This is a genomic window from Methanoregula sp. (assembly GCF_049518935.1).
Lineage (GTDB): Archaea > Halobacteriota > Methanomicrobia > Methanomicrobiales > Methanospirillaceae > Methanoregula.
This window is the reverse complement of sequence record NZ_JBEKRH010000017.1, coordinates 24472-41376: the sequence shown is the minus strand read 5'-3', so window position 1 is coordinate 41376 and position 16905 is coordinate 24472. Positions and strand designations below refer to the sequence as shown.

Sequence of the window (16905 nt, the reverse complement as noted above, 5' to 3'; positions counted from 1 at the left end):
AGATGGAGTGCTTACGTCAGTCGCATTCATTCATGTTATCCTAAAGAGCCCTTGCTATCGGTATATCAAATTCTATAGAATGATGGTTTATCCAACCCCGCGTGCTGAAATAACATCACAACTGGCCTAAAAGTTCATAAAATAGCAATCTTCCCCACAACTATACTTGGGGCACCAATAGATTGACTCTTATATTTACTTGTATGTTATTATCAGTATATAAGGTACTTGTTACTTTGTTCACGTCGGTGAACTCTTGAAAAGATAGTCTTGAAAACGGTAAAGAAAGTTATATAACTTAAGTTGCACAATATTATACAATGGTTGGTGACCGACATGAAAACTGTAGGGAAATCCAAAGTAAGTAGACAAACGTCGAAGAAAAATGCGATCTATCCGTTTGTTAGATTTCCTCAAGGGTATGAGGATCTTATTGGCAACACCATGACGATATACGAGACAGAGCATGAAGGAAGGCGCGCATTCTTATTTGTCCCTTATGATGAGACAACTAGTGCTGTAAAAGTTATACAACCCAATACAAAACTCTCCATTGAAAAAAGGATTGATGGTCTTGAAACTAAAATCAATCGACGTCATAGCCAACTAGACCACGAGCCCCGATGCATCGACCGGGAATTGAACCCGGGCTATAGGCTTGGAAGGCCTAAGTCATACCACTAGACCATCGATGCACTGTGCTCTACAATTTTGGTGGGGAGCTGTATTAATAATTGTTACTGACCGGACCGTATGCTACGGTAATTATGAGAATACTGCCCGGTCCAGTGGGGATGGATAATGGAATCGCAGAATCCGGGATAGTGAATTCACGGAGCACCCCGTATCCGGTCCGGGACCAGCGCTGCGATCATTGCGCATACCGGGCCAATAATCAGTCCTGCCCAGAAGACCAATCCGAGTCCGCCGATGAAGAGCAGGGATATCCTGTCCCGACGGGAGTAGGGAACGGGCCTCCGGACGAGCCGGAGGGCGATTATACCCAGCACTGCGGGAACCGCAGCGAAGATAAGGGTTATTGCCACTGCCGGCTGGATCCCGGTGACTTGGATTACCCGGAACATCTGGACGAAGGTCAGTGCCGCCCCTCCCAGGTACAGCATTCCGGCGAGCGTGGCAAGCCAGAATACCAGCCCTGCCCGCGCCTCCTTCCGCTGCTCACGACGGGCAGTCACGATGATACCGAGGATGACGACCGCAAGGAACGGGGCAAGGATGGATAGGAGCGGCTGGTCTTCCCAGAGGTGGGTGCTGATCGTGCTGACCGGGACGAGCACCCATTCTGATGGCGAGAACTCTTCTTTGTACCCGGAAGCAAGGCTGTAGTACGTTTCGTTTTCTTTGCTGACAATGACCACGTAATATATTCCTGGCGTACGGGCTTGAGCTGAATAGGATGCAACCTCATAGATGGGTGCCGGGGTAAATGGCTCGTAATCCGCCGTGGTCGGGGCATGTCCGGTTACGAGGAGCGCGTCATATCCAGCGGGTACTTCAATGCCTGGAGAGACATTTGTATGCGTTCCCGTGGTTCCCGGGCTCAGGATCACCATAGCGGGGACCGGGCTTTGAGATCCTGCATTCATCAAAGACAGGTCGAGCCGGTCTCCCGCCTTCAGGGAACAGCGGAAATACGCGGCATCGCCGGCATTCTCAAGGATACCATAGATGACATAGGTTTTTGCCGGGTCATCAATGGAAAACGCTGTCGTCAGGTTGGTGTTTTCCCCGGCCCCAAGGGGAACACGGGCCCCCACCGGCATGACGCACAGCATGAGACAGAAAAGAAGTGCTAAAAAGAGCACTCTTGGGAACATAGTCAGAAGATCGTCTTCCGGCGATATAAACACCAAGCCCGGAGCAGGATCAAGCCTGTCCCCCATCCGGTTTAAAGGTATTCGTCGCGAGTCCGTTTGATCGGCGTATCGCGGTTCCCCATCATGATATCCCTGCTGCGATCCATGTAGAATTTTGCCTCGTCCGGTTTCCCGGTCTCCTTGAGGCATCTGCCAATATGCATCCATGCATCTGCATTATTGGGAATTTGGCCGATTACCATCCTGAATGTCTGGATTGCCGATTCAAGGTATTTGGAGCTCATGTACATCACGCCGATCTGTTCGAGGATCTCGCCCAGTGAGAAGAGGAACTCAGGATTCTCCGGTGACAGTTCCACGGCTCTGAGGCAGGATTTAAGGGCTGTCGTATAATCCCCGGTCTCCCGGCAACAGATCCCCCGCTCGTTCCAGACGTAAGCGAGGGTATCGTCGATCTCCAGTGCTCTGTCAAATGCAGCAATTGCCTCCTTGTATTTCTTTTCCCTGACAGAGAGGAAGATACCCTCCCGGTAGTGGGCACTGGCATTCCTGAGGATCTTTTTAATCAGCCGGTTCACTGGTTTTTTCATCGTTGGCATTGCCGGCGCGTCCGGCAGACCCGGTGCCAGATCTTCAGTGACGGCTTCCGGAATGATTACATCGCTGAACGTGGCTGTAACATCACGGACGGTTTCTATTGCTGCAACAAAGGTTCCGGAGCTATCGTAGACCGGCATCGCTTTTGTCCAGATCGTCCATTCACTGCCATTTTTCTTCCGTCCCCGGGTAACCGCGATCAGGGAGCCGTTTTTCAGCCTTCCGATGATCATATACTTCGCTTTTCTGATCTCCTCCTCGGATTCGAACATGAGATCCACGAGCATCTGTCTTCGTTTCCCGAAGAACGGTTCGGCATAGGCAAAGTCCCCCCTGCCGATAATCGTATCAGCGGTGACATCTGTCAGCTGTTCCATGGAATCGTTCCATGCGATTACAACGCCGCTTCTGTCGATAGCAAAGCCCGGGTCCGATGAGAAGTTTATGAGATCCCCCACAACTCGCCGGTTCGTTGCTGCTGATCTCGATGCAAAGCTCTCCCCTTGGGCCTTTTTCACCAAGGCAGTGATCTCCTGGAACTGCCTCCTTGGGTCCCGCTCTTTTTTCAGGTAAAAATCTGCCCCGTTTTTCAATGCCAGCAGTTCAGCATGCTCGGACCCGTCCTCGGAAAAAATGATGGATGGAGTGGTATTCCCCTCTCTGCGGAGCATCTGTATAAATCCATTCCCGGTGATCCCGGCCATGACGTCGTCAACGATGATTACGTCCACGAGACCCTTTTTAAGAACGTTCAGGCCTTCCTGGCCTGACTGTGCCGTCAACATCGTGATCTCGCTGGACCGGTCAGCGATCAGTTTGAGCATCTCGAGCAGGGCCGGGTCGTCATCGATGAGAAGTACTGAGAGCATATGCGGCACAACCCCTTATAGTGTGAATATCGCGTCCAAGATAAAAGAGTAAGCGGTCAACATCCCTGTTTTCCTGTCTGCCTGCCGATACAGGAAGGGGATACCGGGGGAGGTTTCATTGAAAAATGATTGAAAAGAGCGTGTGGGTTAATAACCCCTGAGCTCGGATTCAATTTTCTCAAGGTTGGCGATCCGCTTATCAAGGGGTGGATGGGTTGAAAGCAGTTCCATAATGGAGTTGCCGGACAATGCCGGGATGATAAAGAAGGCATTTGCCCCTTCGATTTTCGCCTTTGCTTCGGAAGGCACTGCTTCGATCCTCCCGCTGATCTTGTTTAATGCGGAGATCAGCGCCCTCGGGTTCCGGGTGATGAGCGCACTGCCACGGTCTGCAGCGAACTCCCGGTACCGCGAGAGTGCGAGGATCAGAAGCGTGCTCATCGCGTAGACAATGATTGAGACGATCCAGATGATGATCCCTGCCCCGCCATTCTCCCGGTTGTTGCCCCCGAAGAGCATAGAGAATAAGAAACTCTGCATAATCATGGATGCGATCATCGCAATGAAGCTCGCGAGGGTCATAGTCAGGATGTCACGGTTCTTAACGTGTGACAGCTCGTGGGCGAGCACAGCTTCAAGTTCATCCCGGTTCAGAAGACGCATTATTGAATCCGTGCAGGCAACGACCGCATGCTTCGGGCTCCTGCCGGTGGCAAAGGCATTCGGTACCGGGCTATGCATGATTGCGATCTTCGGCATGGGAAGCCCGGCTTCCTGGCAGAGTTTTTCTACCATCCTGTGCAGGTCGGGTTCTTCATCCTTCCCGATGATCCGCGCCCCGGTGGTCCAGAGTACCATCTTGTCGGAAAAGAAGTACTGGATCAAGCCCATGCCCACTGCCAGCACGACAATGACCCACATCCCTACGCCATACGCCAAGAGCACGGTCATGAACACGAGGTAGAGCAATAATAACAGCAGCCCTGTCAGCCAGACCCTGGCCGTCAGACCCCAGTCGCGTTTCCATTCCATAATTAGTACATGTTCTCGCCGTACTCTCTTAAAGTAATCGACAATTGCAAAAATCTGCGCGATTTCCGTGTCGTTCCGGTTGTCCGATCCTGGCACCCGGTAAGATCATGACCGGAAATATGCCGGCATTACAGGATCAATACAGAAACTTTTTTTTAGCCAACATCGGACGGATACTTATGGCTGAAGTCGATCCCGAAGCGCTGGCAGATGTGGCATACGGCATCTTCGAGCATCTCTTGAACCGCGGACTGCTGGAGCAGGACAAGTACCTGTATGCGCTGGTCGAGGGAGGTATCGACTTCACAGATGATCTTTCCGGCATCTTCGGCAAGTTCCAGAAGGAATATCCGCAACTTGCCGAGGTAATGCTGACTCGTTTCTCCAGCATCGATACGATTTACCGGATGTTGTGCGAAGGAGAGGGTGTGCTCCCCTCAAAAACAACCCAGATGTACTGGATTGTGCTAGACGCTCCCGGTAGCGCGCCTGAGGCGATTGAGGATGAAAATGCGGGCAAGTGGTTGATCTTCCAGGAGCCGGATGTGGTGGATGCGGCATGGAAGAAGGTACGGGATGCGACGATTGCCCACACACTTGGTATCTCGACGAAAGTGAGCACAGCCAAGCCCAACCCCGATTCCCGTGACAACCGCAAGGTGATCTATGTCTATACGAAAGACTGGGCTGATGAGGCAGATGTCATGCGGGTGCGGGAGAAACTCCGCGAGCTGGGGTTCATTGACCGGATCGGGTACAAGCGCAACATCGAGACATTTGCCGGGGAATATGCTCAGAAGGGAAAACGGGTCACATATTATTCCGCATAACCCCTCGGTGAGTAAACCGTTTTTTCCTGAATAATGGAAAGACCAATTCTTTTTCAGGAACCCTGTGTATCTCTCATCCGGCTGGCATGGTCCCGTTCGTCTGCAGACCCGCGAGATTAGCGGGTTCGCCAGCCGTTCCCGGACATCTATCCTTGCCGTAGAGAAAGCGTTCTCACTGGTGGTTTCCACAAAGTCCATGACGATGATCTCCCGGGGATCGGCGGCATTTATCATTGTGTACAATCTGCTGGATGTCATGAACCCTACCGTGTGAAACCAGACCATCCGGAAATCCTCGTACGTTTCACCCTCTTTTAATCGTCGCGAAATAATTGCAACTGTCATCCTGGTGGATACTTGCCTTTGGAAGAATGTACGTTTAAAAAATTATGAGGTTTATTCATAGGTCTGGGAATTCCTGACCGTAGTCAAAGGCGGGATCTCAATCTCGATGACGTAATAAAAATGTGGACTCAACAGTGCAGTTGCTACATCATACTATGTGAAGTGAATGATTGCGATAAGGAAATGAAAAACCGGAAAAAAGAACGCGCTATTTTAATGATTACGCTTTTCTTTCCTTGTTCTTAGGACGCAGGTTCTGGTAACCGCATTTGCGGCAGCTTGTTGCGCGGATTGCATTGCGTGCGTTGCAGTGCATGCATATTTTCACATTGAGTAGCCGGGCCTCGGCTTCGGGAAACTTTGCCATTATTGAACACTCCTGTCTGCCCTTATAACAAAGCTGTAAGACTTCTTAACCGTTTGCGTCAATCCGATCCCGGAATACCTGCAGGAACCAGTCGTGGAAGGCGGTCAGTGCCCTCGCCCGGTGGGAGATCCGGCTCTTCTCTTCCATGCTGATCTCCGCGAGAGTTTTCCCCCCGATCTCGAAGATCGGATCGTAGCCAAAACCGGCATCACCCTGCGGACTACTGCTGATCCGGCCGTCCAAGAACCCTTTGAAGATACGGATACCGTTCTCATCGGCATATGCGATCGCGGTCATGAACTGGGCTGCGCGCTCCTCTTTTCCTTCCATAAGCCTCAGGATGCCTGCGTTTCCGATTGCGTGCTGGACATACGCAGCATACGGGCCAGGGAAGCCATTTAATGCCTCAATGGAGAGACCAGTGTCGTCCACGATGAGGGGGGTTTTCAGCTGCCCGTATGCATACTCTGCCTTGCCCCGTGCAATCTCCCCTACATCCTCCGAACGGTTCTCAGGGATGTCGAGTGGGATATGGCCCACTTCGACTGTGCCCTGGAAGAAGGCTGCAACTTCCGCTGCTTTGTTCGCATTGCTCGTTACGATCGTGATCTTCACAGGTACCGTCCCCGCAGTCGGATCTCATGCTCACGAGCGATGACATCACCGGCACCGGCAAACGTCTCCACATACCCTTCGGTGAATGCGGTTTTGAGTGAGTCTGCCAGGTCAGGTGCCGTACTCTCGAGAGTCTGGAACAGGACATGTATATCCACACCCCGCTGCTCAATCTCGCTTGTGACCTGGGCGAGGCCGAAGTCAATCAGTACGCACCTGCTATCGCTCTCCCGCAAAATCAGGTTGCTTGTGGTCAGGTCCCCGTGCATGATGCCTGCGGAATGGAGCCTTCCGATCACCCGTCCGGCCTCACATACATTCTTCTCAGTCAGTGCCTGCGTAAGCAGCGTGCCCCGTATCTGATCCATAACGATCGTATCGGCAGTGATATCCCGGAGAATGGGGGTCGCTGCACCTCCTTTCCTGGCGGTATGGATTAGCCGTGCTTCAGCCCGGGTCCGCTCGGTGATTAGGCGCCGGTCGAGCAATGGAACGCGATATCTCTTCGGGACCCGGCGTTTCTCGGCAATACCGTCGTGGAATGTGACTATGGCCTCGGCACCGCGGCACGAAGACCCGGAAACCGTTTGCTGTTCCTCCGGGCATTGCTGTTCGTGGTGCCAGGTCACTTCGACCTCGTCGGAACGGAACGAGGGATTTATCCGGGATTCCTCGATGGGAACAGAAATGCCGCACTCCAACATCAGTTTCCCTGTGTAGGCGATCATCGCACCGTTGTCCCCGAGGTATTTCTGTTCGGGAACAAAGAACCGGGCACCTCGGTCCTCGCACATGATCCGGAGCATTTCCTGCAGGCGCCGGTTAGCCCCCACTCCCCCTACGAGAAGTACCTCGTCCTTTCCGGTCAAGGAGAGCGCCCGCTCTGTCACTTCTACGCACATGGCAAATGCTGTCTCCTGTAGGCTGTAGCAGACATCGGACAGCGACTCTTTGCTATCTTTTGCTGCTGATACGAGTCCTGAGAAAGCGAGATCCATTCCCTTGACGGTATAAGGCAGCTCGATATAAGTGCCGGTTTTTGCCTGTGCTTCAATGTGCGGACCGCCGGGATGGGGAAAATTCTTTGCCCGGGCAAACTTATCGAGCGCGTTTCCGATCCCTACATCTAGGGTCTCACCAAAGATGCGGTACCGCCCGTTCAGGTATCCGATCACCTGGGTGTTGGCCCCGCTTGCGTATAGTACGACAGGATCCCGGCAACCGGTAGCAAAACATCCGATCTCGATGTGAGCCACGCAGTGGTTCACGCCAACCAGTGGGACATCAAGGGCAAGAGCGAGCGAACGTGCGGCTGTAGCAACAGTCCGAAGACAGGGGCCAAGGCCCGGCCCCTGTGAGAAGGCAATGCCAGTGATCTTCTCTGGTTCCGTAAGTACAGTTCCGATGATCTCGCGCATCACCGAAGCGTGGTGTTGGGCTGCTTCCCGTGGGTGAATACCTCCCTGTGCAGGGCTGTACGGGCGTGAAGCAAGAGCAATGAGGTCGCGATCAAAAAGAGCGGCACTGAGGTTCCAAGCAGTGCCCTCTATCCCCAATATCTGCCCAAAAACAGGCATTGGATCTTATTTTCTGAATTCGGTATATCCGCACTTTCCGCAAGTGGTCCGGTCCTTGTGGTCTGCCATCATGACACCGGGTCCGCAGCGCGGGCAGTATTTCTTTGCAGTGGTGACTTTTGCACCCTCGACCTTGAAGTATGCACCCCTCTGGGGTCCCTTCTTCGCTGCCGCCTTCTTCGCTGCCATCGTTATGCCGCTCCCTCTTCCTTGGGCTTGGGCATGCCGCGCGCTGAAAGGTGCGGGCGTTCGGTCTTCTTCTTACCTTCTTCGCTGTCGTAGATGCGTGCTGATCCGGTAAGTTCGGTCTTGCCAAAGCTGCTGTGCAGGGTGTCAAGGGTAACCTGGTGCTCTTTCACATTGAGCAGGGCGCAGAGTTTGCCGATGATCTGCATACGGGATGGGGTCGCTCCATCGTATTTGAGGGTAAACTGAACCTCTCTTCTGGATAAAAGTTCATTTCTTTTATCGCTGGTGATCTCAAAGTCCATCGATATCCTGTAATTATTGGAAACCGGGTTATTTAAAACATGACCCTCGGCAGGTATCCTGAAGAACAGATAAAAATGTGCAGGAAAAATTGGGATCAGATCGCGGCATGCGTGAACCGCTCGAGGAATTGCCGGGCCACGAGTTTTGCTTCCGGAGTGACCCGACGAAAAACGACCCCTTTATGGGGCTGTCCATAAAGCACGATGGCACCTTGCGGGGCCGCCATCACAACAGGAATTACTGCGAGATCCTCTTCGCCATCGACAATGATGGTGGCCGGTGGGCTTGCGATTGCTTTGTTAACTGCGTCGATTAGATCTTCGGTCAGGCTTCCTGCGGGATTTTTTACCCGGATACAGTTGCCCCTCAGGGAAGGTTGTTTGCTGCAGGGAGCCCGCATAGTGAAACCGTCGATGATGGCTACATCCGGTGTGATCCCTTTTCTCTGAAGATTATGGGTTACAACATCCCCTACAGAGTAAACGATCTGATCTTCCAGAAGCGGGAGGATCTCGTTGATATTCCGGTGCAGATCGCCAAACGGTTCCTGGAAGAGCTTACGGTGCTCTTCAGGCAGGGTGAGCATCAGCGGACCTTCAGCGCGTAGCGGCCCGGAAGTTTGATGTTCATCCGTTTGGCCACTTCGGATTTTTCCGGATCGATGATGACGAGGTATCCGGACCAGTCCTCGCTCAGGTTCGTAGTGCCACAGACAACGCAGTTTTCCCCATCGACAACGCGATGGCAGTCGCGGCATACTTTGCCTTGTTTCTTCTTATTCGTTGGGGGCATGCTCCTTCCTCTTGCCCTTTGTTTTCTCGGGTGCCCGCTCTTTTGTAGCACCTGCCGGCTGGCCAGCCTTCTCTTTCTCCTTGGTCATCTCTTCTTCGAGCCAGAGTGTAGTTCCAAGTCCTGCCTGCCGCATCGTGAGCCCGATCTTACTGTCACGGGGTTCGCGCTCGTTCAAGGATAAGGTTACAACCCGGACCCGAACCACGTCCCCGACGCCGATGAACCGCTTTGACTCCTGACAGATCAGGCGTGCGTTTTTCTCATCATAGTTGATATATTCATCCGAGATTTGGCTGACGTGGAGCATTGCATCGATGGGTCCGAGGCTGACGAACGCACCAAAACTGGTCGTCTCGACTACAGTTCCCTCGATCACTTCCTGTAGCGCGAGACGTAGGACCATGGCCTCAAACTTCACGTCGTAATAGACGCCACCGTCGCCGGGCACGAGTTCGCCTTCACCGACATCCTGTACCTTGGTGACGCAGATGAATATCCCGATCTCCTTGTCGATACTTCCTTCGAGCTGCTCCTGCAGGACATCGAGGATGACTTTCTCAAGTTTTTCTCCCAGCCGCTGGGGGGGAACCCGCACTTTGTCCTCAAGCATCAGTTTATGATACATATTTCACATTACCTCCGCATTATCTCCAGTTTCTTTTGATTTCTCATGGATATTACGCTTATACCCCGCGCATACAGTGCATCCCGAATGCGCCGGTCATTCGTGACAACGACACAGTTTGTCAGTGCCGCATACTCGATTACCTGTGCATCAACCGATTCCGATTGCAAACCCCTGCTCTCTGTGACGGTGCAGTGTGCAGCAAGCGCAAGGCCCATCCGGGCCGCTGCACCGTGCCGGCCTTTGGCTTGGGTGAGCCCCTCGAGCTCGTGCAGGACAGCCGAGAGCACGACCGGTTCGAAACTCCCTATGAGATTTCGAAGTTCATCGAAGAGGTCGATCTGGAATTGTGCCGGCATCATGAGTGCATTGGCGTCCAGCAGCACCTTCACTCGCCCAGTACACCCATCCCTATCAGGCGCCAGCGTGCTCCCACCTGCCGGCTGATAGCGATCCGTGAGCCTTCTTCTGCGCACACGGGCCGTTTCAGCTGGATTTCTACACTGTCCTTCTTAGTATTTGTGACTACACCTACGGTGACCGCAGTTCCCACTGATAACATAAGGGGTTCGGAATGTTTCAGAGGTTCGATAATGAGTTCGCTGGTTGCACCTACTACCCGCTCCATCAGGGTGACCCGGCACCGGATCTTCTCCCAAACCGGGGGAAGTTTTCCCTCATGGCCCAGTACCTGGCCGGCAAGTGCATCACTTTTTGTCAGGGCTGGATCGAGTCTGGTCCCGACGCCAAGGAGTCCCCCCGGAGTTGCGGTCTCAACATCTTTGGAACCCGCATTAATGGATGTGATGGTTGTTGTGATGGGGATCCACTTGATCCTGTTTTCAACCTGCATCTGCCTTCCCGGACGGATCTCAATCTTGTCATCGTTGCGGAGGATGCCCCGGATAAGAGATCCCCCGACGACGCCTCCTTTCACGTCCTTCCAGTTGCAGCCGGGTTTGTTCACATCGAAAGATCGCGCGATCAGCATTAAGGGTTCGGCGTTGGGATCCCGGTCCGGTTCAGGAATAACCTGGTCCAAAGCCTGTACCAGTGCGCCCATATTGATCCCTTTCTGGGAGGAGACCGGGATAATAGGGGCATTCTCTGCTATTGTTCCCTTGATGAATGCCTTAATCTCCAGATAATTATCCATTGCCTCTTTCTGGCTGATCACATCGATCTTGCTCTGGACGATCACGATCTTCTTGATGCCGACGAGTTCCAGAGCCATCAGGTGCTCTTTTGTCTGTGGCTGGGGACATTTCTCGCTGGCAGCGATGACCAGCATCGCCCCGTCCATCAGTGCCGATCCCGAGAGCATGGTCGCCATCAGCGTTTCATGTCCCGGCGCGTCGACAAAAGAAATTGAACGGAATGGCGTCCCCTGTCCACCGCAGACCGGACAATCAGGTTTTGTCGAAAAGGCGTCAGTACCTTCGCACTTTTCGCACCGGTAAAAGGTAGCGTCAGCATATCCAAGCCTTATGGAAATACCACGCTTCACTTCCTCACTGTGCCGGTCTGTCCATGTCCCGGTGAGTGCGTTAACGAGTGTGGTCTTGCCATGGTCGACATGGCCCACAACTCCGATATTGACACTGGGAACTGTCACATCATGCAAATGAAATCGAACCTCCTTACTCTATATATAATGGTCATACTTATACATAACCAGTAAGGACGAACTTCCGTGACAGGTTCACCGTTTGATTTTTTTTTTGAGTATTTACCGCGCTGGTCATATCATCAAAGCCGGCAAACTTCTTTTATGTGATTTCCTTATCAACCCGGGTGTTGGTCTCAACTGCAATATAAAAAATTAGGAACCTCCGTCAGGAAAAAGAACTGATTGAAATCACGGATGGAATTACCCACCTCCCTCACAGCTCTGGTCGATATTCTTCAAAGCTTCCTGTAGTTCATTTCCTGCAGCGAATTCCCGTTCGCGGGTAATGACTTTTTTCGCATCCTCAATGAGCGTTGTCGTAGTTTTCTCGTTTGTTGTCGCAGGAATCAGTTGATCGATGCGGTACAGGAGACTGGTACTGTCCAGTTCAGCAAAGATGATCCCTTTGACCTGCTCGGTGCGCAGGATCTTTCCGGTGGTCCCGGTTCTGGGGTAGCGTACCCGCATCCCGAGGGCAATCTCTTCTGCCAACATAATGTTGAATGAGATGCTTCGGATGATAAATTTTTTTCGTAATAAAAAAACCGGGTCGCTTTTGGCTTTCCCATATATCTCAAAGAAGAAAATGAAAAAGTGTAGTGAAGCCTTACTCAATAGTCAAACCCTGCATCACTGCCGATTCCGGCACATCATACTGGTGGTTCGTTCCTACTATCTGATATTTGCCGGTAGTTTTCACATCATAGGGATTTCCCGAGGTAGAATAGGGAACAATGAACTCCCCGTTGACACTTGCCTGTTGGTACGTGAAATTTCTCCCGGTATTGGTGACCACCGGAACTTCGATAATACCGTCACCTTTGATATGGGCTCCTTTGACATACTCGAAAATTTTTACGTATTTCAGATCTGCGATTTTAGGATCGAGTACGTTCCTTTGTGATTCGTGGACAAGCCGGTAATGCTGGAGTGCAGGTACGGTGTCAACCGGTGAGATGACCGATAGACTGAGTACTGCCGCATGGTATCCGGCTTTTGCATCAAGATTATACTGCTCAACAGCTTGTGTAGCGGCAGAAACATTCATAGGCTGTGCGGCAGTGATGATGGGTAATGCTGCATGTGTAACTGAAGGATCAACATATTCAACATAATAAACTCCCGTTGGTTGTGTCATTGAGCCGTCGAAGTTGTGGAGACGGGATATCATGGTCAGATAATACGGTTGTTTATTGAGTGTTGCAACCTGGTAACTCTGATCGGTATTCCCGTTTTGCAGGAACATATTTTCCTGGTAAGGTTCCGTGGCAGCAGTGGCATTGAACCAGGTTGACATGGCCCAGAATTTACCGGTATCCATCTCGATATCAGTTATCACATACCGCGTCCCATCAATGTTCAGAATGTTATTTGCGGTATCCTCGGAAGTTGCCATGAAGTATGCCGCGGCACCAGTATCCCCGGCCACTCCCTGCTGGAACGGATTTGCATTGGGGATTCTCTTGCCAATGGTTGTTATGAGATGTCCATAATCCCACCATGACATAACACCATACGATCCATTCGGGTACTGGAACGTATCTTTCGGATAGATCGTATAATAATTCACACCCGGATCCGGCGTATTGGTACTCATCCATTCAACCGATTCCTTCCAGTCGGGATTCATCAGTGTCGGATTTTCCAATGCATTGGGATAACTATAGGAAACCGATGTGTAAGCAAACAGGATTCCCAGTCCGAGTACGATTATTGTTAGCGTTACCGGAATAATCACCCTGTCAACCTCATGTACTGGTCCCTTCTGCATTTTCTTCTGTTTCTTATTTTTTACCGGGTTCTCCTGTACATTCTGTTTTGAATTGGTTTCCGGCTCCATGGCTGTAGGATTGCTCAGTATGAGCGATCGGATAGCCGGCCAAGTGCGGTCCAGAGTAAAACTCACACAGACTGCTGAGAGCAATACGACATTGATTGCAAGATAATATTCGTACCTGACGTGTTGCCATGTCGAGTACAAGATGATTGCCGACCAGATTATTACGAATACCTGTTCAGGATGCTCTTTTCGTATATTGTTATAAATCATGATCAGGATGCCACCGATCATGAGCAGGAGACCATAGTTAAACGTAGTCCACGCAAGATCCGGCGACCATCCCCTAGCTTCCTGAACGGTATTAGTAATGGGAGCCTGTCCGAAGAAGGCAAATGAATCCACAATAAGGAGGTTAAACAGGTTCGGACTGATTATGTAGAGGGCCATTAGGAAGAGAAGTACTGACCCACCTATTGCCGCCGGATAATAATATCTCTCTTTTCCCTTGAGGTAGTACTGGAGCAGGTAGAGAAATACCGTTCCCCCGATCATCCCCAGATCGGCATAGATATGGGCTATGGAATAAGTGGAGAGTTCAGGTGTTGGACTCTTGAATCCGAATGCCAGGAGTCCGATTATAGCGATAATGAATATCGCACTGTTGATGATAAGGAGATATTCACTCGTCCGGTTACGATAGGTATCGATAATAAACTGGATAACTGTGAATATCCCGACAATAAATGCGAAAAGAATCATTGTCGGCATTACGAAAAAACCCAGAAGGTACGCGATTCCTGCGAGAACAGAAAAAAGAATCGTTGATTTGTATGAACTGATATTTTTCAGATTGATATTGGCATTTTTCTCTGACAGGATTGCATATAGGTAAAACAGGCAGAATAACGTGGAAAAAAGAACTTCTGCAATATGGTGATCCATGTATCCATAGAGGGACCGGTAAAAATACTGTCCCGTTACTACAGCAGCGAAACCTGATGAAAGAAGTCCGGTCTTCCAATCTCCGCAGGATTTCCCTACGAAATACATGATAACGGTAACCGCAGCCGCCATGAGTGGTGGGACGAGAAGACCAACGCTGATGATCTCAGGACGGGTTGTTGCTCCCGTAATGAGACAACAGATTGCAATAATCGTCGGAAAGAGCGGACCCCAGTAGACATTTGATCCATTGGGATAGAATGTCAAAGGATCGAACCACGAATAATTCAGATGGTTGGTAACTAAAAGTTCTACCTGGCGAAGGTTATAGAGCGGATCATCACTCGCAACCATTGATAAGGGATCCGTATTTCCCATAGTAAACATGGGTAAAAGACGGAGCCAGAGTGCGAATAGTGTAAAGAATGCGACCAGACCGAAGATCAAATAAGTACGGCGATTTTTCAAATCAAGAGATATCATAAAATCAACCTATGTTGGGTATTTTGTTTCGATTGTGACCATTAATAAATTTGGATAGATGCATCAGACGACGGTCATGAGTGTTTCCTCAAACTGCCTGGCTTTTCAACCGCGCTGCAGTTATATGGATTTTTTGAAGTATTTTATGTGGGGTCAATCACGTCTTTTTAATATTACTTTCACTTGGTCAGAAAAAAATCGTGGGCTTTTACCATTGCACTTGGAAAGGTTTTCCCCGATGGAAACTAAAAGGTCGGGGGTCCAATATCTGTTCATTATGATCGATACTTTACAACCTATATTCAATCATTCGACTGTCACGCTCTTTGCCAGATTACGGGGTTTATCCACATCACGACCCAACGCAACTGCTGTATAATAGGCAAGAAGCTGAAGTACTTCGAGCGTCGTAAGGACCTGGACGAACAGATTCGTCTTGGGAATGGGAATCAGGCAATCGGCAATATCCGATAATTCCGTATCTTCCTCACACCCTATTGCGATTACCGGTGCACCTCTGGCTTTCATCTCTTTGATATTCGAGATCATTACGCCATAGGTATTTCCAGGCAGGCAAATTGCAATAACAGGTGTTTTTTGAGAAAGAAGAGCAAATGGCCCGTGTTTGAGTTCCCCGGCAGCGTAACCCTCGGCATGTATGTAGGAAATCTCCTTCATTTTCAGTGCGCCTTCAAGAGACACCGGGTAGAACGGACCTCGTCCAACGTAAAAAATACTATCCGCATTTTTACAGAGATCCACGGCTTCAGTAAAATCCATAAGAAGCACTTCCTCAATGGACTTGTGGGCATTCTGAAGAACGTCATCGTATTTTCTTCTGGATAATCCATTGATTATCTGCATTAGCACTGCCAGCTGACCGATGAACGATTTTGTTGCAGCGACGCTGATTTCTGGGCCGGCACGCATGAACAGAGTTGCATCAACGATCCTGGTCACGGTGCTTCCCAAGACATTTGTGATGGCAAGTGTGCGGCAGTTATGTGCTTTTGCCTGCTTAAGAGCACTGAGTGTATCTGCGGTTTCCCCGGATTGTGTAATTCCAATGACCAGCCCCTCAATTGGTGGAGGATAATATTTGAACTCCGAAGCAATTTCCAGACGTACGGGAACCCCGCAGGATTCTTCAAGAAGATATTTGAAAATAAATCCTGCATGAAATGATGATCCACAGGCAACAATCGTGATAGAATCCGGGTGCCTTATACACGAAGGCATAGTCTGTGGGTCAACAGCACGTATCGTATTATAGAACGCCTGTGGTTGTTCATAGATCTCTTTGAGCATATAATGTGGAAATCCACCCTTCTTGACATCCTCTACAGACCAGTCAATAAGCTCAACAGGACGATGTACAAGGTTTCCCTGATTAAAAATCTCAACACTATCCCGAGTCAATAAGGCAACATCCCCATCTTCGAGAAAAACTGCACGCTCTGTATGTTCGAGAATCGGGGTCATATCTGATGCAGCAAAGTTTTCACCGTCACCAATACCGATTACGAGGGGGCTTGCATTTCTGGCAGCAATTATCCGATCTTCCTTGGTTGATATTACAAGTAAGGCATATGATCCTTTAAGAGATGGAATAACTGCCAGAACTGCGTTGTAAATGTCCTTTGTTTTTTCGTATTCCTCCTCAACAAGGTGCGCAATAACCTCAGTGTCTGTCTCTGAAAGAAACGTATGCCCCCGGGATAAGAGCTGGCGTTTTAGCTCGATATAATTCTCAATAATACCGTTATGGACAACCGCGAGTGTTCCTGAACAATCGGTGTGTGGATGGGCATTGGCATCATTGGGAATGCCGTGGGTTGCCCATCGGGTATGACCGATACCGATCTTTCCTTTGAGGCGACTTGCAGAGCTGCTGTTTTCCGATATTCGGCCCTGATGTTTGGCAATGGAGAGCTCTTTCCCGATCGTCGCGACACCAAAAGAGTCGTAGCCACGGTATTCGAGTTTTTTCAAGCATTCGACTATCAGTGGTGCAGCTTCTCTCCTTCCGATATATCCCACAACGCCGCACAC

General features: G+C 50.5%; 18 protein-coding genes and 1 tRNA gene. 2 read left to right on the top strand and 17 right to left on the bottom strand.

What is annotated here, in order from left to right:
* Positions 1-624: 624 nt before the first annotated feature.
* The 4 genes from ABSE13_RS10195 to htpX form a co-directional block, all read right to left on the bottom strand.
* Positions 625-695, bottom strand: a tRNA-Gly gene (locus ABSE13_RS10195).
* Between the two features lie 135 nt (positions 696-830).
* The gene (locus tag ABSE13_RS10190) at positions 831-1904 is read right to left on the bottom strand and encodes a hypothetical protein (protein ID WP_424028416.1); all 1074 of its coding nucleotides are present in this window, start codon (positions 1902-1904) and stop codon (positions 831-833) included.
* A 5-nt stretch (positions 1905-1909) separates the two neighbouring features.
* Complete coding sequence (locus ABSE13_RS10185) at positions 1910-3304, bottom strand: tetratricopeptide repeat protein (RefSeq protein WP_424028415.1); 1395 nt, start codon at positions 3302-3304, stop codon at positions 1910-1912.
* 147 nt (positions 3305-3451) lie between these two features.
* A complete protein-coding gene (gene htpX / locus ABSE13_RS10180) occupies positions 3452-4336 on the bottom strand; it encodes a zinc metalloprotease HtpX (protein ID WP_424028414.1) in 885 nt (294 codons plus the stop codon).
* A gap of 179 nt (positions 4337-4515) precedes the next feature.
* On the opposite strand from htpX, the gene ABSE13_RS10175 reads away from it, so the two are divergent.
* Both ABSE13_RS10175 and ABSE13_RS10170 read left to right on the top strand, forming a co-directional pair.
* On the top strand, positions 4516-5166 hold the full coding sequence (locus ABSE13_RS10175; protein ID WP_424028413.1) for a putative phosphothreonine lyase domain-containing protein: 651 nt from the start codon (positions 4516-4518) through the stop codon (positions 5164-5166).
* Between the two features lie 64 nt (positions 5167-5230).
* Positions 5231-5440 carry a hypothetical protein gene (locus tag ABSE13_RS10170; protein ID WP_424028412.1) on the top strand — a complete coding sequence of 70 codons (210 nt, stop codon included), beginning with the start codon at positions 5231-5233 and terminating at the stop codon, positions 5438-5440.
* A gap of 291 nt (positions 5441-5731) precedes the next feature.
* Here the strand turns inward: ABSE13_RS10170 and ABSE13_RS10165 are convergent, their stop codons facing one another.
* The 13 genes from ABSE13_RS10165 to glmS all read right to left on the bottom strand — a co-directional run bounded on the left by ABSE13_RS10165 (position 5732) and on the right by glmS (position 16905).
* Positions 5732-5878, bottom strand: coding sequence for a 50S ribosomal protein L40e (locus tag ABSE13_RS10165; RefSeq protein ID WP_292544608.1), 147 nt, complete (start codon positions 5876-5878; stop codon positions 5732-5734).
* A gap of 45 nt (positions 5879-5923) precedes the next feature.
* The gene (gene rdgB / locus ABSE13_RS10160; protein WP_424028411.1) at positions 5924-6493 is read right to left on the bottom strand and encodes an RdgB/HAM1 family non-canonical purine NTP pyrophosphatase; all 570 of its coding nucleotides are present in this window, start codon (positions 6491-6493) and stop codon (positions 5924-5926) included.
* Entirely contained in the window at positions 6490-8070 is a 1581-nt protein-coding gene (locus ABSE13_RS10155) for a bifunctional N(6)-L-threonylcarbamoyladenine synthase/serine/threonine protein kinase (RefSeq protein ID WP_424028410.1), read from the bottom strand. Before ABSE13_RS10155 ends, rdgB begins: the two co-directional genes overlap by 4 nt.
* A gap of 6 nt (positions 8071-8076) precedes the next feature.
* Positions 8077-8259 carry a 30S ribosomal protein S27ae gene (locus ABSE13_RS10150; protein WP_424028409.1) on the bottom strand — a complete coding sequence of 61 codons (183 nt, stop codon included), beginning with the start codon at positions 8257-8259 and terminating at the stop codon, positions 8077-8079.
* 2 nt (positions 8260-8261) lie between these two features.
* Entirely contained in the window at positions 8262-8561 is a 300-nt protein-coding gene (locus tag ABSE13_RS10145; RefSeq protein WP_424028408.1) for a 30S ribosomal protein S24e, read from the bottom strand.
* A 95-nt stretch (positions 8562-8656) separates the two neighbouring features.
* On the bottom strand, positions 8657-9148 hold the full coding sequence (locus tag ABSE13_RS10140) for a GTP-dependent dephospho-CoA kinase family protein (RefSeq protein WP_424028407.1): 492 nt from the start codon (positions 9146-9148) through the stop codon (positions 8657-8659).
* Entirely contained in the window at positions 9148-9354 is a 207-nt protein-coding gene (gene spt4 / locus ABSE13_RS10135; protein WP_424028406.1) for a transcription elongation factor subunit Spt4, read from the bottom strand. Before spt4 ends, ABSE13_RS10140 begins: the two co-directional genes overlap by 1 nt.
* Positions 9338-9979, bottom strand: a complete 642-nt coding sequence (locus ABSE13_RS10130) for a DNA-directed RNA polymerase (protein ID WP_424028405.1) — start codon at positions 9977-9979, stop codon at positions 9338-9340. Before ABSE13_RS10130 ends, spt4 begins: the two co-directional genes overlap by 17 nt.
* An 8-nt stretch (positions 9980-9987) precedes the next feature.
* Positions 9988-10371, bottom strand: a complete 384-nt coding sequence (locus tag ABSE13_RS10125; protein WP_424028404.1) for a type II toxin-antitoxin system VapC family toxin — start codon at positions 10369-10371, stop codon at positions 9988-9990.
* A complete protein-coding gene (locus ABSE13_RS10120; protein ID WP_424028403.1) occupies positions 10368-11603 on the bottom strand; it encodes a translation initiation factor IF-2 subunit gamma in 1236 nt (411 codons plus the stop codon). The genes ABSE13_RS10125 and ABSE13_RS10120 overlap by 4 nt, the downstream gene beginning before the upstream one ends.
* Positions 11604-11849: 246 nt before the next feature.
* On the bottom strand, positions 11850-12143 hold the full coding sequence (locus tag ABSE13_RS10115; protein WP_424028402.1) for a DUF2098 domain-containing protein: 294 nt from the start codon (positions 12141-12143) through the stop codon (positions 11850-11852).
* 112 nt (positions 12144-12255) lie between these two features.
* On the bottom strand, positions 12256-14853 hold the full coding sequence (locus ABSE13_RS10110) for an oligosaccharyl transferase, archaeosortase A system-associated (RefSeq protein ID WP_424028401.1): 2598 nt from the start codon (positions 14851-14853) through the stop codon (positions 12256-12258).
* A gap of 306 nt (positions 14854-15159) precedes the next feature.
* Positions 15160-16905 carry a glutamine--fructose-6-phosphate transaminase (isomerizing) gene (glmS, locus tag ABSE13_RS10105; RefSeq protein WP_424028400.1) on the bottom strand — a complete coding sequence of 582 codons (1746 nt, stop codon included), beginning with the start codon at positions 16903-16905 and terminating at the stop codon, positions 15160-15162.